Source organism: Pseudomonas sp. AK106 (assembly GCF_053903055.1).
The window spans coordinates 4,080,905-4,103,090 of sequence record NZ_CP096426.1; the positions used below are offsets into that span (position 1 = coordinate 4,080,905).

19 protein-coding genes and 4 tRNA genes are annotated in these 22,186 nt (G+C 59.6%); 10 read left to right on the forward strand and 13 right to left on the reverse strand.

The features are described from left to right. Positions 1-36: 36 nt before the first annotated feature. The 4 genes from M1E04_RS17955 to M1E04_RS17970 all read right to left on the reverse strand — a co-directional run bounded on the left by M1E04_RS17955 (position 37) and on the right by M1E04_RS17970 (position 4,282). Entirely contained in the window at positions 37-336 is a 300-nt protein-coding gene (locus tag M1E04_RS17955; protein ID WP_456291812.1) for a DUF5629 family protein, read from the reverse strand. Positions 337-419: 83 nt separating this feature from the next. Beyond that, positions 420-1,745: an MFS transporter gene (locus tag M1E04_RS17960; protein WP_456291813.1), complete on the reverse strand. Its 1,326-nt coding sequence runs from the start codon at positions 1,743-1,745 to the stop codon at positions 420-422. Positions 1,746-1,921: 176 nt separating this feature from the next. Next, positions 1,922-2,914 carry an AraD1 family protein gene (araD1, locus tag M1E04_RS17965; RefSeq protein WP_192135407.1) on the reverse strand — a complete coding sequence of 331 codons (993 nt, stop codon included), beginning with the start codon at positions 2,912-2,914 and terminating at the stop codon, positions 1,922-1,924. A 51-nt stretch (positions 2,915-2,965) separates the two neighbouring features. After that, positions 2,966-4,282, reverse strand: coding sequence for an MFS transporter (locus M1E04_RS17970; RefSeq protein ID WP_065986176.1), 1,317 nt, complete (start codon positions 4,280-4,282; stop codon positions 2,966-2,968). A 230-nt stretch (positions 4,283-4,512) separates the two neighbouring features. Between M1E04_RS17970 and M1E04_RS17975 the strand changes: the two genes are divergently transcribed. Together M1E04_RS17975 and M1E04_RS17980 are read left to right on the forward strand one after the other, a co-directional pair. Beyond that, the gene (locus M1E04_RS17975) at positions 4,513-6,255 is read left to right on the forward strand and encodes an IlvD/Edd family dehydratase (protein WP_456291814.1); all 1,743 of its coding nucleotides are present in this window, start codon (positions 4,513-4,515) and stop codon (positions 6,253-6,255) included. A gap of 118 nt (positions 6,256-6,373) precedes the next feature. Further along, positions 6,374-7,096, forward strand: coding sequence for a FadR/GntR family transcriptional regulator (locus tag M1E04_RS17980; protein WP_065986178.1), 723 nt, complete (start codon positions 6,374-6,376; stop codon positions 7,094-7,096). A gap of 87 nt (positions 7,097-7,183) precedes the next feature. On the opposite strand, the gene M1E04_RS17985 is transcribed toward M1E04_RS17980, so the two are convergent. Both M1E04_RS17985 and M1E04_RS17990 read right to left on the reverse strand, forming a co-directional pair. Continuing rightward, positions 7,184-7,876, reverse strand: a complete 693-nt coding sequence (locus M1E04_RS17985) for a sensor histidine kinase (RefSeq protein ID WP_065986179.1) — start codon at positions 7,874-7,876, stop codon at positions 7,184-7,186. Further along, complete coding sequence (locus M1E04_RS17990) at positions 7,873-9,477, reverse strand: response regulator (RefSeq protein ID WP_065986180.1); 1,605 nt, start codon at positions 9,475-9,477, stop codon at positions 7,873-7,875. The genes M1E04_RS17985 and M1E04_RS17990 overlap by 4 nt, the downstream gene beginning before the upstream one ends. Positions 9,478-9,786: 309 nt before the next feature. On the opposite strand from M1E04_RS17990, the gene M1E04_RS17995 reads away from it, so the two are divergent. The 4 genes from M1E04_RS17995 to M1E04_RS18010 all read left to right on the forward strand — a co-directional run bounded on the left by M1E04_RS17995 (position 9,787) and on the right by M1E04_RS18010 (position 15,848). Next, positions 9,787-11,427 carry a methyl-accepting chemotaxis protein gene (locus tag M1E04_RS17995; RefSeq protein ID WP_192135410.1) on the forward strand — a complete coding sequence of 547 codons (1,641 nt, stop codon included), beginning with the start codon at positions 9,787-9,789 and terminating at the stop codon, positions 11,425-11,427. A gap of 378 nt (positions 11,428-11,805) precedes the next feature. Further along, a complete protein-coding gene (gene mqo, locus M1E04_RS18000; protein WP_065986182.1) occupies positions 11,806-13,446 on the forward strand; it encodes a malate dehydrogenase (quinone) in 1,641 nt (546 codons plus the stop codon). Between the two features lie 204 nt (positions 13,447-13,650). Beyond that, positions 13,651-14,247, forward strand: coding sequence for a chemotaxis protein CheB (locus M1E04_RS18005; RefSeq protein ID WP_296308207.1), 597 nt, complete (start codon positions 13,651-13,653; stop codon positions 14,245-14,247). Between the two features lie 23 nt (positions 14,248-14,270). After that, positions 14,271-15,848, forward strand: coding sequence for a sensor domain-containing diguanylate cyclase (locus tag M1E04_RS18010; protein WP_456291815.1), 1,578 nt, complete (start codon positions 14,271-14,273; stop codon positions 15,846-15,848). A 76-nt stretch (positions 15,849-15,924) separates the two neighbouring features. Here the strand turns inward: M1E04_RS18010 and M1E04_RS18015 are convergent. Further along, positions 15,925-15,996: transfer RNA gene (locus M1E04_RS18015), tRNA-Arg, on the reverse strand. Between the two features lie 285 nt (positions 15,997-16,281). Here M1E04_RS18015 and M1E04_RS18020 point away from each other — a divergent pair. From M1E04_RS18020 to M1E04_RS18030, 3 genes are all read left to right on the forward strand, one after another. Further along, entirely contained in the window at positions 16,282-16,530 is a 249-nt protein-coding gene (locus M1E04_RS18020) for a hypothetical protein (protein ID WP_065986185.1), read from the forward strand. A 75-nt stretch (positions 16,531-16,605) separates the two neighbouring features. Further along, entirely contained in the window at positions 16,606-16,791 is a 186-nt protein-coding gene (locus tag M1E04_RS18025; RefSeq protein WP_192135415.1) for a PA3371 family protein, read from the forward strand. A 453-nt stretch (positions 16,792-17,244) separates the two neighbouring features. Next, positions 17,245-17,571 carry an Arc family DNA-binding protein gene (locus tag M1E04_RS18030; RefSeq protein ID WP_065986187.1) on the forward strand — a complete coding sequence of 109 codons (327 nt, stop codon included), beginning with the start codon at positions 17,245-17,247 and terminating at the stop codon, positions 17,569-17,571. Between the two features lie 146 nt (positions 17,572-17,717). Here M1E04_RS18030 and mgtE read toward each other — a convergent pair whose 3' ends face one another. Further along, on the reverse strand, positions 17,718-19,160 hold the full coding sequence (mgtE, locus tag M1E04_RS18035; protein ID WP_065986188.1) for a magnesium transporter: 1,443 nt from the start codon (positions 19,158-19,160) through the stop codon (positions 17,718-17,720). 320 nt (positions 19,161-19,480) lie between these two features. Between mgtE and M1E04_RS18040 the strand changes: the two genes are divergently transcribed. Continuing rightward, the gene (locus M1E04_RS18040; RefSeq protein WP_456291816.1) at positions 19,481-19,966 is read left to right on the forward strand and encodes a cell envelope protein SmpA; all 486 of its coding nucleotides are present in this window, start codon (positions 19,481-19,483) and stop codon (positions 19,964-19,966) included. A gap of 41 nt (positions 19,967-20,007) precedes the next feature. Here M1E04_RS18040 and M1E04_RS18045 read toward each other — a convergent pair. The 5 genes from M1E04_RS18045 to M1E04_RS18065 form a co-directional block, all read right to left on the reverse strand. Further along, positions 20,008-20,084 (reverse strand) — tRNA-Arg (locus tag M1E04_RS18045). Between the two features lie 139 nt (positions 20,085-20,223). Beyond that, positions 20,224-20,300, reverse strand: a tRNA-Arg gene (locus M1E04_RS18050). 107 nt (positions 20,301-20,407) lie between these two features. After that, positions 20,408-20,498: transfer RNA gene (locus M1E04_RS18055), tRNA-Ser, on the reverse strand. Positions 20,499-20,560: 62 nt separating this feature from the next. Next, entirely contained in the window at positions 20,561-20,749 is a 189-nt protein-coding gene (gene csrA, locus M1E04_RS18060; RefSeq protein WP_037013733.1) for a carbon storage regulator CsrA, read from the reverse strand. A 181-nt stretch (positions 20,750-20,930) separates the two neighbouring features. Next, positions 20,931-22,163 carry an aspartate kinase gene (locus tag M1E04_RS18065; RefSeq protein WP_065986190.1) on the reverse strand — a complete coding sequence of 411 codons (1,233 nt, stop codon included), beginning with the start codon at positions 22,161-22,163 and terminating at the stop codon, positions 20,931-20,933. Positions 22,164-22,186: the final 23 nt, after the last annotated feature.

The following is a 22,186-nucleotide window of genomic DNA, read 5'->3' on the forward strand; positions in this document are numbered from 1 at the left end:
CCCTCGATATTCACTCTGCAGTGCAACAGTGCGCGGTTACTCCTGCTCGCCCTCTTCGTCCTCATCACTCGCCGAGATGCCACTGAGCACCACGATGCGATGGTCGGCGTTGCCGTCGTTAACGACCCAGCTTTGCAATTCGGCATCAAATTCGGCGGCGTCGATCTGTGCCAGGGAGAAGCGCCAGACCTTGCGCTCGCGGCCGTCCATGCTTTCGATCTGGAGCATGTCGTCGAGGGTAAATTCGAAGGCGTGCAGGCCGTCGATTTCCAGCATGCTGTGGGCGGTCAGCGCGTTCTGGAGTTCAGTGCGCAGGGATTGAGGTGTCGAGGTCATGGCAGTCGTTCGCATCAGTGAAAGCGCGAATGATAGGTGAAAAGACGCCGAAGCAGTGGCTTCGGCGTCGTTAGAGAGCGAAGTCAGTCCTGAACCGCTTCCCTGGCGTAGTAGCGCGCCGGGATGCCCCAGACGATCAGCGCGATAGCCAGCACGCTGACGGCGAACAACGCAAACAGCGCAGGCGTCGCCGTGCCGGTGAGGTCCTTGATGCGGCCAACCATGAACGGCGCGATGATCCCGCCCAGTTGCCCGAGGGAGTTGATCAGCGCGATGCCCGCCGCCGCAGCGATACCGGTGAGAAAGCGCGGCGGGATGGTCCAGAAGATCGGCATCCAGGCGATGATGCCGGTCATGATCATGGTCATGCCGATCATCAGCGGCAGCAGTTGCCCGGGAAACAACGCACACACCAGATAGCCCGCAGCCGTCAACGTTGCGCAGCCCGCCATGTGCCAGCGGCGCTCGCCGTGGCGGTCGGAGCTGGCGCCGATCAGCAGATTGCCGATCACCGCGCCCACATACGGAATCACCGTCAGCAGGCCGATGTTCAGCGTATCGATCACACCGGCAGTTTTGATCAGCTGCGGCATCCAGAACAACAGCCCGGTCAGCGCCATGACCAGGCACAGGTAAATGCCTGACATCACGTAAGTGGTCGGGTGCTTCCAGATGTCTTTCACGGTCTGTTTGACGACGGGTTTGGCCTCTTTCGCCATCCGCGCCAGCACCACCTGTTTCTCCTGATCACTGAGCCAGGTGGCGTCTTCGATACGGTCCTTGACCAGCCAGAACACCACGCCGCCGAGCAAGATGGACGGGATGCCTTCGATCAGGAACAGCCAGCGCCAGCCGGCCAGGCCCATAACGCCATCGAAGTGACCGAGGATCAGCCCGGCAATCGGACCGCCGACAATCCCGCACAGGCAGATGGAGCTTTTGAAGTAGGAGTTCACCCGCGCCCGACGTGAGCCCGGGTACCACTGGGTGAAGAAATACAGCACGCCGGGGACGAACCCCGCTTCCATCACGCCGATAAGAAAGCGCAGCGTGTAGAACCAGAACTCGGTCTGCACGAACATCATGCACGCGGACGCGATGCCCCACGACACCATGATCCGTGCAATCCAGATCCGCGCGCCGATCTTGTGCAGCAGCACGTTGCTCGGCACTTCGAACAGGAAGTAGCCGACGAAGAACAGGCTCGCGCCCAAGCCATAAACGGTTTCGCTGAAGCCCAGATCGCTGGCCATCTGCAATTTGGCGAAGCTGATGTTGACGCGGTCCAGGTAGGCAAACAGGAAACAGGCGATGAACAACGGCACGATTCGCCAGCTCACCTTTCGATAAATGCTGTTCTCGAGCGCGTCGACATCGACCCGTTCCAGCGGGATGGCAGTGGCGGTCATGGGTCGCACCTCGTATTGTTTTTTTGGGTGTCGTATCGAGCGCAGCCGCTAGCAGGCAAGCAACTGTAGGAGTGAGCTTGCTCGCGATGGCGTGATTCCGGTGCCCCCTCTCAGTGGCTGGAGACCGCATCGCGAGCAAGCTCACTCCTACAGGTTTTCTGCAGAGCGGCGAGGCATCAAAGTTGCTTGATGCCACCCGGCTGGAAAACGGCCTCGGCCGGTGCAATACCGTTGATCAACGGCGCGCCAAATTCATGCTGGCTGATTTCGAACTTGTCCCCCGGCCGGGTCTTGATGCCGTCGGCAAACGACAGCGTCGCGGTGCCGAAGAAATGCACGTGGACGTCGCCCGGCCGCAGGAACTGGGCGTATTTAAAGTGGTGGTACTCAAGGTTTTCCAGGCTGTGGCACATGTTGGCCTCGCCGCTGAGAAATTCCTTCTCCCACAGCACCTGGCCGTCACGGTGGATGCGGCTGGTGCCCGCCAGGTTCTGCGGCAGATCGCCAACCCGCAGCTCCGGCCCGAACGAGCAGGCGCGCAGTTTGGAATGGGCGAGATACAGGTAGTTCTTGCGCTCCATGACGTGATCGGAGAATTCGTTGCCGATGGCGAAACCCAAACGGTAAGGCTTGCCGTCGTGACCAATCACGTACAGGCCGCTCAGCTCGGGCTCTTCGCCAGCGTCTTCGGAAAAGGGAGGCTGCGGGAACGACTCGCCCGGACGAATGACGATGCTGCCGTCGCCCTTGTAGAACCACTCCGGCTGCACGCCCGGCTGACCGGCCGCCGGCTTGCCGCCTTCCAGGCCCCATTTGAAGATACGCATGGTGTCGGTCATGCCCGCTTCGTCATTGCCTTGCTGGTGCATTTTGTCCCGCGCCGAGGCACTGCCCAAGTGCGTCAGGCCCGTGCCGCTGACCAGCAAGTGGGCCGGATCCGGATGGTCCAGCGGCGGCAGAATCATCAAATCGGCGCGCAGCTGCGAGTAATCGTGATTGTCACCCAGGCCCAGGCTGTCGACCTGCTCGGCGAGGGAGATGTGTTTTTCGATGGCCGCCAGGGCCAGCTCACGGGTGCTGGTCGCGCCCTGGATTTCGCGCACCAGCGGACCGTCCACCAGACCGACGCGACGCTGGCCATTGCCCAGCTCGAACTGTACTAAATGCATGGGGTTCTCCTGTTTGGGGTCTACACGGCCGCTCCACGGAGCGGCCTGCGGTTAACGAGAGCCGCGCGCGCTGGCGGCAAATTTCGATTCGGGCAACACGTGCTTGCGTTCCAGAACGCGGTAGACCACACCGGTCAGGATCAGGCCGCAGATCATGACGCCTGAGAGGAAGTACAAGCCGCTGGCCAGATTGCCGGTCAGTTCTTTCAGCCAGCCGATGACGAAGGGGCCGATGTAGCCGCCCAGATTGCCCACCGAGTTGATCAGCGCAATGCCCGCCGCCGCACTGGCCCCGGCGAAGAATCGACCGGGCAAGGTCCAGAACACCGCGGTGCAGGAAAACAGCGAGAACGCCACCAGCGACAGCGCCGCCAGTTGCAGCACCGGAACCGTCAGGTACGCGCTGAGAAACAAACCGATGGCGCCGATCACATACAGCACCGCCAAGTGGCCATAGCGGTCATTGAGCCGGTCGGAGCTACGCGGCACGATTAACAGGCCGACGATGCCGAAAATGTAGGGCACGGCAGAAATGAAGCCCGTGGTCAGATCACTGCCGCCAAACTGTTTGATGAGCGTCGGCAACCACAGGCCGAGGCCATAAATGCTCAGGGTCACAGGGAGATAGAACAGCGCCAGGAGCAGGACGCGTTTGTCTTTCAGCGCGTGCAGCGGATTGCCATGGCGGGTCTGGCCGTATTCTTCCAGGTCCTTTTTCAGCTCGCCGGCGAGCCATTGCTTCTCGACCGGGTCCATCCATTTCACGTCTTTCGGGCCGTCAGGCAGCCAGCGCAGCACCGGCAGGGTCAGCAGAATCGCCGGCGCGCCGATGCACAGAAACAGCCACTGCCAGCCGTGCAGTCCGGCCACCCCTTCCAGGCCCAGCAAACCACCGGAAATCGGGCCGGTGATCATCATCGCGATGGGTTGGGAAAGGATGAACAGGCCGAGGATCTTGCCGCGATGACGGACCGGGAACCATTGGGTGATGTAGTACAGAACGCCCGGGAAGAACCCAGCTTCGGCAGCGCCAAGCAAGAAGCGCATGACATAGAAACTGGTCGGGCCCTGGATAAAGGCCATACCCATGGTGATGACGCCCCAGGTGACCATGATCCGCGCGAACCAGCGCCGCGCGCCGAAGCGTTCGAGCATCAGGTTGCTGGGGATTTCCAGCAGGAAGTAGCCGATGAAGAACAGGCCGGCACCCATGCCATAGGCCGCGTCGCCGATGCCGACGTCCGCGCCCATGTGCAGCTTGGCGAAACCGACGGCTGAGCGATCCACGTAGGCAATCAGGTAGAGCAGGATCAGGAAGGGAATGAGTTTCAGGGTGATGCGACGAATAAGCCTGAGTTCCTGGCTCATGGATGCGGTCCTCATTGTTTTTGTTATGGAAGCCTGCGGGGATCGCCTCTGCCTTCGTGTGCGCATTGCTGCGGGTGAAGCCGGCAGGGTCGTCCCTCGGTTGAGATCGACTATATAGTATTACTATTTAAGGTTACAACTCTTCCAATGGTGACATTTTCGGCCTATTTTAGTCCGCACCTGCAGCCTTTAGTCTTACAAATAAAGCCTTACAATAAGAGTGCTGATTTATGTCTGATTCCAATAAGAAACCCGTGCTGCGCTCCGCCCAGTGGTTCGGTACCGCCGACAAGAACGGCTTCATGTACCGCAGCTGGATGAAGAACCAAGGCATCGCCGACCACCAGTTCCAGGGCAAGCCGATCATCGGCATCTGCAACACCTGGTCCGAACTCACGCCCTGCAACGCTCACTTCCGCACCATCGCCGAACACGTCAAACGCGGCGTAATCGAAGCCGGTGGTTTCCCGGTTGAATTCCCCGTCTTCTCCAACGGCGAATCGAACCTGCGCCCGACCGCCATGCTGACCCGCAACCTGGCGAGCATGGACGTCGAAGAAGCGATCCGCGGCAATCCCATCGACGGCGTTGTGCTGCTGACCGGATGCGACAAGACCACCCCTGCCCTGTTGATGGGCGCTGCCAGCTGTGACATCCCGGCCATCGTCGTCACCGGCGGGCCGATGCTCAACGGCAAACACAAAGGCAAGGACATCGGCGCCGGCACCATCGTCTGGCAGATGCACGAATCCTACAAAGCCGGGCAGATCAGCCTCGACGAATTCCTTTCCGCCGAATCGGGCATGTCGCGCTCGGCCGGCACCTGCAACACCATGGGCACTGCTTCGACAATGGCGTGCATGGCCGAAGCGCTGGGTACTTCTCTTCCGCATAACGCTGCGATTCCTGCGGTGGATTCGCGCCGTTACGTACTGGCGCACATGTCCGGCATGCGGGCTGTTCAGATGGTCAACGAAGACCTGCGCCTGTCAAAAATCCTGACCCGCGAGGCTTTTGAAAATGCCATCCGCGTCAACGCAGCCATCGGCGGTTCGACCAACGCAGTGATCCACCTCAAGGCCATCGCCGGTCGCATCGGCGTGGACTTGGAGCTGGACGACTGGACCCGCATCGGTCGCGGCACGCCAACGCTGGTGGACCTGCAGCCTTCCGGGCGCTTCCTGATGGAAGAGTTCTACTACGCCGGTGGCTTGCCGGCCGTATTGCGTCGTCTGGGCGAGAATAATCTGATCCCCCATCCCGACGCCTTGACTGCCAACGGCAAGACGCTGTGGGAAAACGTGCAGAACTCGCCAATCTATGGCGACGATGAAGTCATCCGCGCCATCGACAATCCGCTGGTCGCCGACGGCGGCATCTGCGTGCTGCGCGGCAACCTTGCACCACTGGGCGCGGTGCTCAAGCCATCCGCCGCCACGCCTGAGCTGATGAAGCACCGGGGTCGGGCGGTGGTGTTCGAAAACTTCGACATGTATAAGGCGCGCATCAACGATCCGGACCTGGACGTCGACGCCAGCAGCATTCTGGTGATGAAGAACTGCGGGCCGAAGGGTTATCCGGGCATGGCCGAAGTTGGGAATATGGGGCTGCCGGCCAAGCTGCTGGCCCAGGGCGTGACCGACATGGTGCGGATTTCCGATGCGCGCATGAGCGGCACGGCGTACGGCACGGTGGTATTGCACGTCGCGCCCGAGGCCGCTGCCGGAGGTCCGCTGGCGGTGGTGCAGGAAGGTGATTTCATCGAACTGGATTGCGCGACCGGCCGTTTGCACCTGGACATTCCGGAAGCGGAACTGACCGCGCGCCTGGCCGATTGGCAAGCGCCGCCACAGTTGTTGATCGGCGGATATCGTCAGTTGTACATCGACCATGTGATGCAGGCGGATCAGGGTTGCGATTTTGACTTCCTGGTGGGTATGCGCGGCTCGGAAGTGCCACGGCATTCCCATTGATTAGGAGCCATTGATTGAATGCGCCACGCCCCTACAGGTGGAGGCAGAGTCCACCCTTGCGCTCTGTCGCCAATGCTATGATGCGCCGCATTCACCGCTCAGGATTGCCCCGCGCCCCATGGATTACCGTAAGCCCTCCGATCGTAAAAGCATGCACTCGCGCATTGTCCAAGACATCGGCATGCAGATTGTCTCGGGCCGCTTCAAACCTGATGACAAACTCCCCGCCGAAGCCTTGCTTTGTGAAGAATATGCCGTCAGTCGTCCGGTGCTGCGCGAAGCCACGCGGGTGTTGGTCGCCAAAGGGCTGGTGTATTCCCGGCCGAGGGTGGGCACGGTGGTCAAGCCGCGCCGGGAGTGGCACATTCTTGATCCGGACGTGCTGCACTGGCTGATGCAAAGCTCGCCGCAGAATGAATTTTTCGCCCTGCTCACCAGCGTGCGCAGCATCATCGAACCAGCTGCCGCCGCGCTCGCTGCGCAACACGCGACCCCCGAAGACCTTGCGTCCATCGGCGAAGCCTACGACCGCATGGCCGCCGCGCCCACCGTCGAGGACGTGCTGCAACCGGACCTCGATTTCCACAGCCGCATTGCCGACGCCACCCACAACGACCTGCTCGCGCACTTGTGCAACATGCTGTCGCTGGCACTGCGCGAGGCGTTGAAGCATTCCAACAAACGCCCGAACCTGCACGAACTGGCCCTGCCCCGTCATCGTGCGATCCTCACCGCCATCGAAAACCGCGATGCGCTGGGCGCCCACCACGCCACGCTGGTGCAACTGGACGATGCACGCAACGCGCTGAATGTGGTGTTGGGGCAAGGCGTGAAGCTTTAACGCCACAAAACGACGCGTGCACTTCGTAGGACCGGCTTTAGCCGGGAAGCCTTTGATCTGCTCGACCGCAGCCAAGCCCACGCAATCTCAGGGCAGATAAATGCTGAACAACCCGCCGCCCAGCTCGCCGCCGTTGGTAATTTCGATGTGGCCGGGGACGCCTTTTCGCTGGTGCTGCTTGGCGATGTTCGCCGCGAAATACAAACCCAGCCCTGTGCTGCCGCTGTTCTGGTTGATGCCCAGCACGTAGTCGGTGTGCTCCTCGATCATGCGCGCGGGAAACCCCGGGCCGTCGTCGTTGATGCTGATCACCAGTTGCTCACCGACCTGGCCTGCCGTGATCAGCACTTCACTGCGCGCAAAACGAATGGCGTTGATGACCACGTTGGACACCACCGACCCCACCAGCTCCCGATCAAAGAAGCCCGGCAGACCGAAATCGTCCACCGCATAGCGGGCCGTGATGCCGCGGCTGACGAGCACCTCCTGATGGAAGGCCAGCTGCGCTTCGATGAAGTCATCCAGCTCGTGATAATCCGGGCGCAACGGCAACTGGTTCACGCCCAGCTTGTACAGCCCCAGCAGCTGCACGAGCATGCCGTTGAGATGAGCGAACTCATAGTCGATGACGCCCTGATCCGGCGTACCCCGACAGGCCTCGGGAAGCTGCTTGACCCACTGGCCGTGGGCCTGGATCAACGACCCCAGCGAGTTCTTCATGTCATGGACGGTGGAAGCAATCACCATCGAGAAGTCGAGCCCGAGATCCTGATCTTTCATTCGCCGAAAGCCCTGAGCCGCAGTTTCTGGAAACGTTCGAAGCGAGCGTCGCTTTCCGGCATCTTGCCCACCATCTTCAGACTGTTCTGACATTCCGCCAGGCTCGCCGCGTCGAGGTTATGAACGCCCATGTGCAGCAGCGACTGCGCCATGTTCAGCGCGATACTGATGTTCTTCGGTTGCAGGGCCAGGCCCTGGCGGAACAGGTCCTGCGCCTCGCCGAGCTTGCCGGCGCGGTAACAGCGAATGCCCTGAATGTTGAAATCGATGGCCGCCTTGCCCGCGCCCAGAATTTCAGGATCGTCGGTCTGCCTGGCGATGTTCTGCATGACCTGCGGGTCGTCACCGTAAATTTCGGCACAGCTTTTCAGAATGCCCGCGCCAGCGTCTTCCTGGCCGAGGGCCTTGAGCTGCGAAGCCACTGCCAGTGCCGCATCGGCGCTGAGAAACTGCTCCATGCCCTCGAGCCGCTCCATCGCCTGCTCGGTCAGCTTGGCGGCCATTTCAGGGTCGGAGGACGCGACGCTGGTGGCTTTCATCAGACGCGCACGCACTTGCAGGCCGGCGTCGTTGCCGTTTTCCTTGGCCACTTCGGTCAGGGTCTGGTTGATCTCCACGCGGGTGCGCGCATCCAGGCCGCGTTCGCCGCCCCGGCTGATCAGGGCCTGAGCAAAACCCAGGTTGGTTTCCGGATCTTTGAAGCGGGAAAACTGGCCTTGGGAAACGGCCTGACGATACGCCTTTGAAGCGCCGTCGAAGTCCTCATTTTCCAGCGCCAGCTTGCCCAACAGACGCTGACGGCGCACGGCGTAAGGCGATAACCGCACCGCTTCTTCCAGCATCTTTTGCGCACGCTTGCTATCGCCGGTCGCCACCAGCACATCCGCCAGCCCGTCATACAGCACCGGCATGGCATTGAAGGCGCGAATGGCTTCTTCGTAAACGGTCTGCGCTTCGGCATGGCGCCCACGCTTGAACAACAGTTTGCCCAACGCCGCATAGGCCCAGGGTTGCGGGCGATCAGCGAGGATCGACTTGAGAAAGGCTTCCAGCGGCTCGTGCTGATTGAGGTCACGCAGTGCGTCGGCTTTATAGCGCAGGCACAGCGGCGCGAAGCGGGGCTCCTGTTGGGTCAGTGCGACGCAGGCGTTCAGCACCTCGGTCGGATTGCCACGGTCCAGCGCCTGCAGAATCGGCTTGAGCAACGTCTTGCGCTGGACGATCTTCTCCAGACGCTGAGCCAGGCTCGCGCGGTTGAACGGCTTGGTCAGGTAGGCATCCGGCTCCCACTCCAGCGCACTCATCACCATCGCCTGGCTGTTTTCGGCGGTGACCATGACGAACACACTTTCATGGCTGATCAGCCGATCGGTCATCAGGTCTTCGAGCACCTGTTGGCCGTTCTTCTTGCCGTCGCCCAGATTGAAGTCGTGGAGAACGAAGTCGTAGCGCTTCTGCGCGCACATCTTCAACGCCTCCTCGCCGGTGTCGGCGGTGTCCACCACCTTGACCCCCAACTCGCGCAGCATCGATCGGACCGAACTGCGGAAGTCGGAAAAATCGTCGACGATCAGAAAGTTTTTTTGGTTCCACGCCAGCATCGAGATTCCTGTCACCGGATAAAAATTCGGCCCTGAGGCACTTGCAAGAGCGGCGGTCTCGTTCCCGACGTCGGGGTAGAGACGGCCAATAGAGTTGCGGCATGACGCCACTTGTCCGAGTTATCGGCGGCAGCGGAGCAAAGCTTAGGCACCCGGCGCGGGAAAAGTGACGCGTACGCGCCGTTGCGACGGAGGATCAACGCCCAAGCAAGCGCAGGAGAATGGGTAAAGTCCTCGGGCGTCCCGCCGATATCCAGTCATGCAACGCGTAGCCAACAGCCACAACCCCACCCTCTCCGAGTGCGCCCTATGTCCTGGCTGACCGATCTGAAATTGAAGACCAAGCTCCTTTCGGCATTCTGCCTGTGTGCGCTGATCACTGTAGTGGTGGGTGTGCTGGGACAGAGCGGTATCTCGCGCCTGTACGAGCTGTTTGAAAATACGGTGAGCGACAACCTGGTGTCGATCGCCAAGGTCGATTCGGTCAAGGCCAACGTCATCGCCACCAACCGCGACTTTTTCAAGGCCATCGGACTGAGCGCGCTCAAAGCCAACCCTGACGACATCAACGCCGCGATCCAGTCACTGAAAGAAAACCAGGCCCAGGCCGAGACGGACTTCAAGACCTACCGCGCCACGCCGCTCGATCCGGATGAAAAAGCCGCAGGCGATGACTTCGAACGCGACTGGGCCGCTTACATCAGCGCCGCCCTCAATGCGCTGTCTGTGGCGCAGAGCGGAGACCTGGAGCAAGCCAGCAAACTGGCCGCGACCAGCGTGACGCCCAGCTATCGCAAGACCATGGGCGAATTGAAAATCATGATCGAATCCAATCTGCGCCAGGCCAACGAGCAGGCACAGGCCGGGGTTGAAACCGACACCCAGGTGACGTGGATTCTGATCATCGGTTCGCTGATCGCGGTGGTGTGCGCCATTGCGCTGGGGCTGATCGTCACGCGCATGATCACCCGGCCGATCTATCAATCGGTGGCAAGCGCCACTCGAGTGGCGGCCGGCGATCTGAGTCAGCCCATCCACGTCGGCGGCCAGGACGAAACCGGGCAGTTGCTCAAGGCGCTGTCCACCATGCAGGGCAGCCTCAAAGGCACGGTTCAGCAGATCGCCACCGCCTCGGATCAGTTGGCTTCTGCGGCTGAAGAGCTGACCATGGTGACCGACGACAGCACCCGCGGGCTGATGCGTCAGAACGATGAAATCCAGCAGGCCGCCACGGCCGTCAACGAGATGACCGCCGCGGTGGAAGAAGTGGCGCGTAACGCCGCCAGCGCGTCGCAGGTTTCTGCGCAGACTTCCGAAGACGCCATCAAGGGTCAGCAACAAGTCCAGCAGGCTGTCACCGCGATGAACACCATGACCGTGGAAATCACCGAATCGACCGAGCGCGTCGGAGCGCTGGCCGGGCAGATCCGCGACATCACCAAAGTGCTCGACGTGATCCGCGGGATTGCCGAGCAGACCAACCTGCTGGCGCTCAACGCGGCCATTGAAGCCGCCCGCGCCGGCGAGCAGGGTCGAGGCTTTGCGGTGGTGGCGGACGAAGTACGTGCCCTCGCCCACCGCACCCAGACCTCCACCGGCGAAATCGAATCAATGATCACCAAGGTGCGCAATGGCGCCGACGAAGCCGTGCAGGCCATGGGCAAGAGCCAGGCGATCGCCGTGCATACCCAGTCACTGGCCACCGAAGCCGGCCGGGCACTGGAGCGCATCAGCGAAGGCGTCAGCCAGATGAACGAACGTAATCTGGTGATCGCCAGCGCGGCCGAGGAACAGGCGCAAGTGGCTCGCGAGGTAGACCGCAATCTGGTGAACATCCAGGACCTGTCGACGCAGACCGCGGCAGGCGCCAATCAGACCAGCGCGTCGAGTCAGGCGTTGTCGCGACTGGCCGTGTCGTTCCACGGCATGGTGGGCAAATTTACGCTGTAATCCGCTTGGCGTTTCGGCGCCAGGCCTGCCAATCGTCCCCCTGAGACAAAATGGCGTATTGACTAATTTGACACTCGATTTGTCGAAAATGACATTTCGGGTACAATCCCCGCCCGCCGCAGGGGATGGACCTGATGACCAGGTTCTGCGGTGGATGATGTTTACTCAAGCTGCTGATTCCAATGATCGAATAAAAAGCACAGCGCCGAGGGACATAGAACACGAGGTCGACCTGTTGACTGGCCTCTTGACCCTTCCTCCTCGTTTTCCGAGAGCGAAGCCTGTCTGACGTTCGCGCCGTACGATGGCGCCCGGCACTGCAGGACGTTGCGCGACGAATGCGGCAGGCGGATAACTTTCTATCTATTGGATGATTCGATGTTCAAGAAAACGAGCACCGCTCTACTGGGCCTCGCGATTTCGGCCACCTTCCTGCAAGCCCACGCCGCAGAGAGCAAGAAAGTCGATGTCCTGCTGATCGGCGGCGGCATCATGAGTTCGACCCTGGGCGTCTGGCTCAATGAACTCGAACCAAGCTGGTCGATGGAAATGGTCGAGCGCCTCGACGCCGTCGCCGAAGAAAGCTCCAACGGCTGGAACAATGCCGGCACTGGTCACTCCGGTCTCGCCGAGCTGAACTACACGCCTGAAGACAAAGACGGCAAGGTCAATATCTCCAAAGCCATCGAGATCAACGAAGCCTTCCAGGTCACCCGTCAGTTTCTGTCCTGGCAGGTCCGCCAGAACGTCCTGAAGAACCCGCCTTCGTTCATCAACACCACACCGCACATGAGCTTTGTGTGGGGCGATGACAACATCAAATTCCTGAAAAAGCGTTATGACGCGCTGCAAGCCAGCCCGCTGTTCCGCCCGATGCAGTACTCCGAAGACCCGGCGCAGATCGCCAAGTGGGTCCCGCTGATGATGGAAGGCCGTGATCCTTCGCAGAAGCTGGCGACCACCTGGACGCCAATCGGCACCGACGTGAACTGGGGTGAAGTCACCCGTCAGTACGTGTCGTACCTGCAGACCCGTCCCAACTTCGATTTGAAGCTGTCCAGCGAAGTCAACGACATCACCCGCAACGACGACGGCTCGTGGCACGTTGAATACAAGAACCTGAAAGACGGCACCACCACCGGTACCGACGCCAAGTTCCTGTTCATCGGTGCAGGCGGCGGGGCATTGAAGCTGCTGCAGAAATCCGGCATTCCCGAAGCTCAGGAGTACGCAGGCTTCCCGGTTGGCGGTTCGTTCCTGGTGACCGAGAACCCGACCGTGGCCATGCAGCACATGGCCAAGGCTTACGGCATCGCCTCCACCGGCGCGCCGCCCATGTCGGTTCCGCACCTGGACACCCGCGTGCTGGACGGCAAGCGTGTCATCCTGTTTGGCCCGTTCGCCACCTTCTCTACCAAGTTCCTGAAAGAAGGTTCGTACTTCGACCTGTTCAGCAGCATGACCACCCACAACATCTGGCCGATGACCAAGGTGGGCGTGGAGCAGTACCCGCTGGTCGAGTACCTCGCCGGTCAGCTGATGCTGTCTGACGACGACCGCTTCAAAGCGCTGCAGGAATACTTCCCGCACGCCAAGAAAGAAGACTGGCGCCTGTGGCAAGCCGGTCAGCGCGTGCAGATCATCAAGCGTGACGCGGACAAGGGCGGCGTGCTGAAACTGGGTACCGAAGTGGTTTCTTCACAGGACGGCACCATCGCTGCCCTGCTGGGCGCATCGCCAGGCGCATCGACTGCTGCACCGATCATGATGAATGTCTTGGAGAAGCTCTTCAAAACCCAGGTCGCGACGCCTGAGTGGCAAGCGAAGATCCATCAGATCGTGCCGAGCTATGGCACCAAGCTGAATGACTCGCCAGCCGCTGTTCAACAAGAGTGGAACTACACCGCCGAAGTGCTGCAACTGGGCAAGCCGCCTGTGCTCGATCAGAGCGTCGGCACCAGCACTGCCGCGCCGGGCAAGCCTGCTGAAAGCAAGCCCGCCAGCGACATGGCGCTGTAACAAAGTCTGACCGGTTGCATCAATTCCGATGCCGCTGATCACGAAAGCCACGAGACTCCGCGTCTCGTGGCTTTTTTATTGCCCATTGATCCCGTCGAGTGACGCGCGAATTGCCCGAGGAATTCGTCGGCCGCTGATGACGTGAAAATGAACGGCAAGCGCTTGCTTTGTGTCCACCCTATAGAACCAGTGAGGGGCAACGGTATGGACGCTACAAACACGCAAGTGCTGAGGGATGTTGTCGTCATCGCAGGTTCACGAGGCGCCCCCGAGGCCCTCCGTCACCTCCTCGCCAAGCTGCCGGCAGATTTTCCCGCTGCCGTGCTCATCGTGATTCACACCCACCCATTAGGTCCGGACTACCTGGCGTCTGTGCTCGCTCGGTACTCGACGCTGCCTGTGGACTACGGAAAAGAAGGCGAACCGGTACTGCCGGGCCGTGTGTATCTGGCTCCTGCGGACCGGCATCTGGAGATCGTCTCGCCCGGGATCATTCATCTCGACGACGGCCCCAAGGTACACCTCGCACGTCCTGCCGCCGATCGCCTGTTCACCACGGCTGCCGAAGTGTTCCGCGAGCGGGTGATCAGCCTGGTGCTGTCAGGCGGCGACTCCGACGGTTCGGATGGCGCGGTAGAGGTCAGGAACGCTGGCGGGTTGAGTTTCGTACAGCGTCCCGAGGAAGCGCCGGTGCCCAGCATGCCGATTGAGACGATGCGAAAAACTATTTTGAGCCCTCAGCTGAGTGCGGAAGAAATGGCGGACGCGCTGACCAAAGCGGTCCGCACCGTCAACAGCTGACATTTCACAGGAGGCCAGAGAGCATGCCAGGAGGCGAACAGCATCCGCCGCCGTCAGGCGCTTTCGATCAATTGGACTTGGGGCCAGGGCGCAATACGGCCGTGTTTCGCCTGACCCTCGCGTTCATGATCATGGTGCTGATGACGTTCCTTTCAGTCGAGGGGTGGCGCGCCTGGCGCGATTACACCCACGCCTACGATTTCGCCCGAGACTCGGTCACCAACCTGGCCCGTGCCACCGCGCAGCACGCCGAGGACGCCATCCGGCAAGTCGACATCCTTACCTACGCCCTGGGCGAGCGGGTGGAGGGCGATGGCTTGGCCGCTATCAACGTTCCGCGCCTCCACACACTGATGGCGGAGCAATCGAAGCTCATGCCTCAGCTCCACGGGCTGTTCATCTATGGCGCCGACGGGCGATGGATCGTCACCGACAAGGACGTCACCCCGGACACCGCAAACAACGCCGACCGTGACTATTTCAACTATCACCGCACCCACACCGATCGCCGTGTGCGCATCAGCAACGTGGTCAAAAGCCGCTCCACCGGCGAGCTGATCATTCCGGTCTCCCGAAGGCTGAATAACGCTGATGGCTCGTTCGCAGGTGTGCTGCTGGGGACCATCAAACTCAGCTACTTCATGGATTATTACGGCGACTTCAAGATTGATGATCGCGGTGCGCTGGTGCTGGCGATGCGAGACGGGACCATTCTGGTCAGACGCCCGTTCATTCATTCCGTGGTGGGGCAAAGCCTGGCTGACAGCGAGATCTTCAAACGCTACCTGCCGACCGTCAACGAAGGGATCGTCGAGATCAAAGCCGTGGTGGACGGCACGTACCGGTTGTACGGATTTCGTGCGCTGTCGAGTTATCCGCTGGTGGTCGCTGCCGGGCTGTCGAGAGAATCCTTCGTCGGGCCGTGGCGTCGTGATCTGCTCAAGTCCGGACTTGTGCTGCTGGTCCTGGTCGCCGGCTTTATCGGATTTGCCTTCATCGTGCTCACCCAGCTGCGCGGACGGATGGCCATGGAGAGCGAGATTCGCCTCGCCCATCAGGCCGTCAGAGACATGGCCCTGACCGACAGCCTGACCAGACTGGGCAACCGGCGCCGCCTCGACATGACCCTCGAAACCGAGATCGGCCGGGCAAAACGACAGCGCTACCCACTCGCCTTGATCATGCTTGATATCGACTACTTCAAGCGCTTCAACGACCGCTACGGCCATGCGGCGGGTGACGACTGTCTCCAGCAGGTCGCCCAAGCCATCAGCGGCGTGTTGAAGCGGCCTGCGGACCTCGCCGTTCGCTACGGTGGCGAGGAATTCACCGTGCTGCTTCCGGATACCGACCTCCAGGGCGCGGGCCGCCTCGTGGAGGACATCCTGCAGGCCATCCGGGCGCTCGCGCTGGAGCACGCCGATCATCCTGAAAAGATCGTCACCGCAAGCGCAGGCGTGACGGTCAGGTTCCCTGCGCGGGAAGACACGACGCCTGCCGGCATGATCAAAGCGGCGGATGCCTATCTTTACTACGCGAAAAATAATGGCCGCAATCGGTGGTACGCGGATCAGCACCCACAGGCGAGCGCGCAGGCATGAATGACAGCTCGGGTTGACTGGCGGGTGGGCGAGATGTGAGACAGGTGTTCGGGCGGGAGTAAAAGCGAGTCAGATATGTCCCCTGCAGGAATCGAACCTGCATCTAGCCCTTAGGAGGGGCTCGTTCTATCCGTTGAACTAAGAGGACACCAAATCGGACGGCGTGCATCTTAACGACAAGGCGCTGGCTTGTCATGTCGTCATTATCAATGGGAGCTGTAAGACGCTGCCTCTCGCTCACATCATAGGGCTATCGTGCAGAATGCAACGATGGCCATGGGCCTTATTGCAAAACGCAACCCTACAATCCTGAAAATCCTAATTATCCTATTGATTTTAATAGCATTTTTTCGGACTAAGGGTTGGCATGCAGACTGCAACATACTCTTCGCGAATCACCCCTCTGAACGCCGTCCAAGCGAAGGTACCCGAGATGAACATGACACTGTCCCTGCTCAATGCTGCCGCGCTTGTCGCATTGGTCGCCTTCCACTTCCAGAACGATGGCAGCACGTCAGAGACCGTGAAATCAGAGAGCATCGCGGTTCAGGCTCAGCCTCATCACCTCATGCCACAGACGCCACGGTTCGCAGTTATGCCAAGTCAGGGCACGGAAGCCATTCTGGCCCATGACAGTGAAGAAGCCGTGCCGGTGAGTCGCTCGGAGCGCTGGGTGTTCTGAACAGCAGTTGCTGATCAGCTACCACAACGGCTTCGACCCGCTTTCCGTGAGAGAGCAACCCATTAGAGAGCAGCCATGTCCAAAGCAGCAATTTCGTTCCTGATCCTGGCCGTCATGGCCCTCGCCACTGACCAACTGCTGGCTCCGTCAATGGAAACCATGAGTACGCTGGCGAAAGCAGCCGCAGCAATTTTCGCCAGCCTGTTCGTTGCAGCGCTGTTTGTGGGTCGCCGTATCAAGTTTGACCCGGTTTTGCGTTAACCCAAGCCCCGAGCCTTCGCCAGCACTTGCTGGCGCATCAAGTCGCCAAACATACGACGACGAATACCCTGTCTCTGTGGGCTTAGGCTTACGCTACAGCGACAAGGGCGCAATGAACCCTTCGTCTCTTTCTTGAATGCCTCCTCGTATTATCCTCAGTCTCCCTCTACGATGAAGACAGATTGCCATCACGGCGTTTGCCCAGCACTGCAAGGGTGATCAGACTTTCACTTTGCAAACCAGGACGCATTTCGGATAATTGGTGCTGGCTAAAAGCCTTTATGTAGTTCAATATTTGTCACACATTTGACGCCAAGGAATCGACACGTTGGTGCAGGATGGCGATCCTTTATGCGGGCTGGTTGAACATTTCGGCCAAAAGACAGTCAGAGCATGACATCTGCGGCCTAATGTAGAAACCGCCTCTCTCTTTGAACTAATTCGGTTAAATATATGAGCCCTATGAAACAGGCCAATTATTCCAGTCGCACAGCTGACAAGTTCGTAGTTCGCCTACCGGAAGGCATGCGCGAGCGTATTGCGGACGTCGCCAAACAGCACCACCGCAGCATGAACTCGGAAATCATTGCGCGTATTGAGCAGAGTCTGATTCAGGAAGGCGCACTGGGTGATGAGCCGAGTCTGCGTCTGGACAGTCCGGAGCTTTCGCTCCACGAACGCGAGCTGCTGCAGCGTTTCCGTCAGCTGGCTCACCGCCAGCAGAACGCACTGGTTTCGTTGATTGCCCATGACACTAGCCTGGCAAACGACGACGAATAAGTCGTTTAAACCAGAGACTTTAAAGCCAGCACACTGCTGGCTTTTTTGTGCCTGAAACTTGATGAATTCATAGCTTCCAACCCATTAAGCGGCATCGCGCACATTAAAAAACCGCCCTGAAGGCGGTTTTGGGTGAAGCGTGGGGGTCAGAGCAAAAACACGGTGGCCAACCCCAGAAAGATAAAGAACCCGCCGCTGTCGGTCATGGCCGTGATCATCACACTGGCGCCCATCGCCGGATCGCGACCCAGCCGAGAAAGGGTCATGGGAATCAGCACGCCCATCAATGCTGCCAACAGCAGATTCAACGTCATGGCGACGGTCATCACCACGCCGAGAGACCAGCTGTGGTACAGCAAGTAAGCGACGATCCCGATCACGCCACCCCACACAAGACCGTTGATGAGCGCGACGGCCAGCTCCTTGCGCATCAGCCGTGAGGTGTTGCCGGTGTTCACCTGATCGAGGGCCATGGCCCGGACAATCATCGTGATGGTCTGATTGCCCGAGTTGCCGCCAATCCCCGCCACGATCGGCATCAACGCCGCCAGCGCCACCAGCTTCTCGATGGAGCCTTCGAACAGGCCGATTACCCGCGACGCAAGAAAGGCGGTAATCAGGTTGACCGCCAGCCAGGACCAGCGGTTGCGCAGTGAACGCCAGACCGAGGCGAAGATGTCTTCTTCTTCGCGCAGACCCGCCATGTTGAGCACTTCGGTCTCGCTCTCCTCACGGATGAGATCGACCATTTCATCGATGGTCAGACGGCCGATCAGCTTGCCGTTCTTGTCGACCACCGGGGAAGAAATCAAGTCATAACGTTCGAACGCCTGGGCGGCTTCATACGCATCGCCGTCAGGATGGAAGCTCACGGGATCACTGGCCATGACCTCCGACACCTGCTTCTCCGGGTCGTTGACCAGCAAACGCTTGATGGGCAGCACGCCCTTGAGGACGCCATCGGAGTCGACCACGAACAGTTTGTCAGTGTGACCGGGCAGCTCTTTGAGGCGGCGCAGATAACGCAGAACGACTTCCAGGCTGACATCCTCGCGGATGGTCACCATCTCGAAGTCCATCAGGGCGCCTACCTGCTCCTCGTCGTAGGACAGGGCCGAGCGCACGCGCTCACGCTGCTGGCTGTCCAGCGCCTCCATCAGCTCATGGACAACATCACGCGGCAGCTCTGGTGCAAGGTCGGCCAGCTCGTCGGCGTCCATTTCCTTGGCGGCCGCAAGCAGCTCGTGATCGTCCATGTCGGCGATCAGGGTTTCCCGAACGGAGTCCGACACTTCAAGAAGGATGTCGCCGTCACGCTCGGCCTTCACCAGCTGCCAGACCGTCAGACGGTCTTCGAGGGGAAGTGCTTCGAGGATGTAGGCAACGTCGGCAGAGTGCAGGTCGTCGAGCTTACGCTGCAGCTCGACGAGGTTCTGCCGGTGAACGAGGTTCTCGACACGATCCTGGTGCTGGCCTTCCTGACGGTGTGTCAGGTCTTCGACGATGCGCTGACGTTGCAGCAAGTCGATGACTTGGGCGAGACGATCCTGAAGGCTTTCCTGCGTCTTTTTTACTTCGATTTGGGTCATAGGCGAACTCCACTCCCAGCAGTGGAACCCGCCAGAAGATCAATCAGTCGATTCTTGATTGGTGAAACTTAGTGTTGAGTTGCTACTGGGTAAGTCCATGGAGGTAGTCCACAAGCCCCGGCGGGGCTGACGGGCGCAATCATACACCGCTTGCCGTGGCGGAAGGCTAAAAATTCAACGTGAAACAATCGGTTGCAATGCAACGTTAACGCTGACGAAGTCACTCCTACCCCCTCGTCACATCCGGTGAACAAAACTCGCTCGCCGTGAGAAACCTTCACCGTTACCCTTTCCGCACTTGGGTCAGGGAAGACATTGCGATGCCGCGCAACACTGGAGAGCTCCTCATCACCCTGGTGCTGTTTTTGCCACTCGGCGCAGGCGCCACCATCGTTAATCGCTGCGAGGATCAAAGCGGCAGCGTGACATTCACCACACTGAGCTGCCCCAGCGGTCAAGCCATGACCCCACAGGGTATCAATCCAGCGTCGGGCATGACTTTCACTCCCCCTCCTCCGCCTGCAATCACGGACACCCTGCAAAAACGTAAAAGCAACGAAATGGTGGTTGTGGGCCAGCGAGATGACGGTTGCGGCAATGTCCTGAGTGCGGAGCAGCGCCGAAAGGCGATCATCAATCAGCAGACGCCAACGGGGATGAGCAAACGTGACGTGGAAAGTTTGCTGGGGCGACCGGACAAGATCGTCAGGCGCAACGCTGAAGTCCGGTATGTATATGAGGAGAAGAAGGGGCGCAGCCGACAGGTGTCATTCGATGAACACGGTTGCGTAAAAGGCAAACGCTAGAAAGCAAAAAGCCCGCATTTGCATGCGGGCTTTTCGTTTTATGGTGCACTCGACAGGATTCGAACCTGTGACCGCTCGGTTCGTAGCCGAGTACTCTATCCAGCTGAGCTACGAGTGCATATGGCGCTTTTTAAACCAGTTCACCTCTGGGTATCGCATTTTACTTCTGGAAGTGAGTGGTTCTTCCGAAGACCTGTTGAAGCCAGGCTCTTTCTAACTTAAGACTGCTGTTCGTATCACTACAAACAACGCTTAAATGGTGCACTCGACAGGATTCGAACCTGTGACCGCTCGGTTCGTAGCCGAGTACTCTATCCAGCTGAGCTACGAGTGCATTTGTTGCCGCGCATTATAGGCCGTCAAATCTCTTGGTCAAGCACTTTTTCTAGTAAATTCAACAACTTACCGATCAAGCCAGATTACAACGTACTACGCAAATAATGGCGGAGAACGGGGGATTCGAACCCCCGACACCCTTTTGAGGTGTACTCCCTTAGCAGGGGAGCGCCTTCGGCCACTCGGCCAGCTCTCCGCAACACGGGGCGTATAATAACCACCCTTTTCCCCGTTTGCAAACCAAAAATTCAATAAAAATTAATGGCTTGGTTCTTCGTCCTTCTCTTTCTTTATACGCAGGTAAATCTCTTCGCGATGAACAGCCACTTCCTTGGGCGCGTTGACCCCAAGGCGTACTTGATTGCCTTTAACGCCGAGCACGGTCACGGTGATTTCACCATCACCAATGATCAGACTTTCCGCACACCGCCGAGTCAGAATCAGCATACCTATCTCCTTACCGCTTGCATTCAAGGGACAACAGTCTGCATAGACAAACGGCAGGGGCCCGAGCCGGAAGCGGCCGCAGGTCTATGTCTCAGTATCGACCAGCGCCGGAAAAAGAACAGTTTATTGCCCATATTCAGTATCGGAAGGCGCGACCGAAACCGCGCCCCCTGCCCAAGGCTTACTCGCCCTGACGTGGTGCGTCGAGTTCGAAGGCAGTGTGCAGCGCGCGCACGGCCAGCTCCAGGTACTTCTCTTCGATCACTACCGAGACCTTGATTTCGGACGTCGAGATCATCTGGATGTTGATGCTCTCCTTGGCCAGCGCTTCAAACATGCGACTGGCCACACCGGCGTGGGAACGCATGCCGACACCGACGATGGAAACCTTGGCGATTTTGGTGTCGCCAATGACTTCACGGGCGCCGATTTCGTTGGCCGTGTTCTGCAGAACCTGCAGCGCCGCCTGGTAATCATTGCGGTGTACGGTGAAGGTGAAATCGGTGGTGTTATCGTGCGAGACGTTCTGCACGATCATGTCGACTTCGATGTTCGCGCCGCTGATCGGGCCGAGAATCTTGAACGCAACGCCCGGGGTGTCTGGCACGCCACGGATGGTCAGCTTGGCTTCGTCGCGGTTGAAGGCGATGCCCGAAATGATCGGCTGTTCCATGGATTCCTCTTCATCAATGGTAATGAGGGTGCCTGGACCCTCCTTGAAGCTGTGCAGTACGCGCAGCGGGACGTTGTACTTGCCGGCGAATTCGACCGCGCGGATCTGCAGGACCTTGGAGCCCAAGCTCGCCATCTCCAGCATTTCTTCGAAGGTGATCTTGTCCAGACGCTGGGCCTGCGAGACAACACGCGGATCCGTCGTATAAACGCCATCGACGTCGGTGTAGATCTGGCACTCATCGGCTTTCAACGCTGCAGCGAGCGCCACGCCGGTGGTGTCGGAACCGCCACGACCCAGGGTCGTGATGTTGCCGTCTTCGTCGACGCCCTGGAAACCGGCGACCACCACCACACGACCCGCCTTCAGGTCAGCGCGAATTTTCTGATCGTCGATCTGGAGGATACGCGCCTTGTTATGGGCGCTGTCGGTCAGGATGCGGACCTGATTACCGGTGTACGAAACAGCCGGCACGCCACGCTTGATCAGCGCCATGGCCAGCAGAGCGATGGTGACCTGCTCGCCGGTGGAAACGATGACGTCCAGCTCGCGTGGCACCGGCTGATCGCTGATCTGCCGGGCGAGTTCGATCAGGCGATTGGTTTCGCCGCTCATGGCCGACAGCACGACCACCAGATCATCGCCCGCATCGCGGAATTTCTTGACCTTGTCGGCCACCTGTTCGATGCGCTCGACCGAGCCCACCGAGGTGCCGCCAAACTTTTGTACGATTAAAGCCATCTCAAAGCCGCCTCAGCCCATGA

Coding starts and splice junctions, on each gene's coding strand:
- M1E04_RS17955 (WP_456291812.1), bottom strand. CDS start 336: ATGACCTCGACACCTCAATCCCTGCGCACTGAACTCCAGAACGCGCTG.
- M1E04_RS17960 (WP_456291813.1), bottom strand. CDS start 1,745: ATGACCGCCACTGCCATCCCGCTGGAACGGGTCGATGTCGACGCGCTC.
- araD1 (WP_192135407.1), bottom strand. CDS start 2,914: ATGCATTTAGTACAGTTCGAGCTGGGCAATGGCCAGCGTCGCGTCGGT.
- M1E04_RS17970 (WP_065986176.1), bottom strand. CDS start 4,282: ATGAGCCAGGAACTCAGGCTTATTCGTCGCATCACCCTGAAACTCATT.
- M1E04_RS17975 (WP_456291814.1), top strand. CDS start 4,513: ATGTCTGATTCCAATAAGAAACCCGTGCTGCGCTCCGCCCAGTGGTTC.
- M1E04_RS17980 (WP_065986178.1), top strand. CDS start 6,374: ATGGATTACCGTAAGCCCTCCGATCGTAAAAGCATGCACTCGCGCATT.
- M1E04_RS17985 (WP_065986179.1), bottom strand. CDS start 7,876: ATGAAAGATCAGGATCTCGGGCTCGACTTCTCGATGGTGATTGCTTCC.
- M1E04_RS17990 (WP_065986180.1), bottom strand. CDS start 9,477: ATGCTGGCGTGGAACCAAAAAAACTTTCTGATCGTCGACGATTTTTCC.
- M1E04_RS17995 (WP_192135410.1), top strand. CDS start 9,787: ATGTCCTGGCTGACCGATCTGAAATTGAAGACCAAGCTCCTTTCGGCA.
- mqo (WP_065986182.1), top strand. CDS start 11,806: ATGTTCAAGAAAACGAGCACCGCTCTACTGGGCCTCGCGATTTCGGCC.
- M1E04_RS18005 (WP_296308207.1), top strand. CDS start 13,651: ATGGACGCTACAAACACGCAAGTGCTGAGGGATGTTGTCGTCATCGCA.
- M1E04_RS18010 (WP_456291815.1), top strand. CDS start 14,271: ATGCCAGGAGGCGAACAGCATCCGCCGCCGTCAGGCGCTTTCGATCAA.
- M1E04_RS18020 (WP_065986185.1), top strand. CDS start 16,282: ATGAACATGACACTGTCCCTGCTCAATGCTGCCGCGCTTGTCGCATTG.
- M1E04_RS18025 (WP_192135415.1), top strand. CDS start 16,606: ATGTCCAAAGCAGCAATTTCGTTCCTGATCCTGGCCGTCATGGCCCTC.
- M1E04_RS18030 (WP_065986187.1), top strand. CDS start 17,245: ATGAGCCCTATGAAACAGGCCAATTATTCCAGTCGCACAGCTGACAAG.
- mgtE (WP_065986188.1), bottom strand. CDS start 19,160: ATGACCCAAATCGAAGTAAAAAAGACGCAGGAAAGCCTTCAGGATCGT.
- M1E04_RS18040 (WP_456291816.1), top strand. CDS start 19,481: ATGCCGCGCAACACTGGAGAGCTCCTCATCACCCTGGTGCTGTTTTTG.
- csrA (WP_037013733.1), bottom strand. CDS start 20,749: ATGCTGATTCTGACTCGGCGGTGTGCGGAAAGTCTGATCATTGGTGAT.
- M1E04_RS18065 (WP_065986190.1), bottom strand. CDS start 22,163: ATGGCTTTAATCGTACAAAAGTTTGGCGGCACCTCGGTGGGCTCGGTC.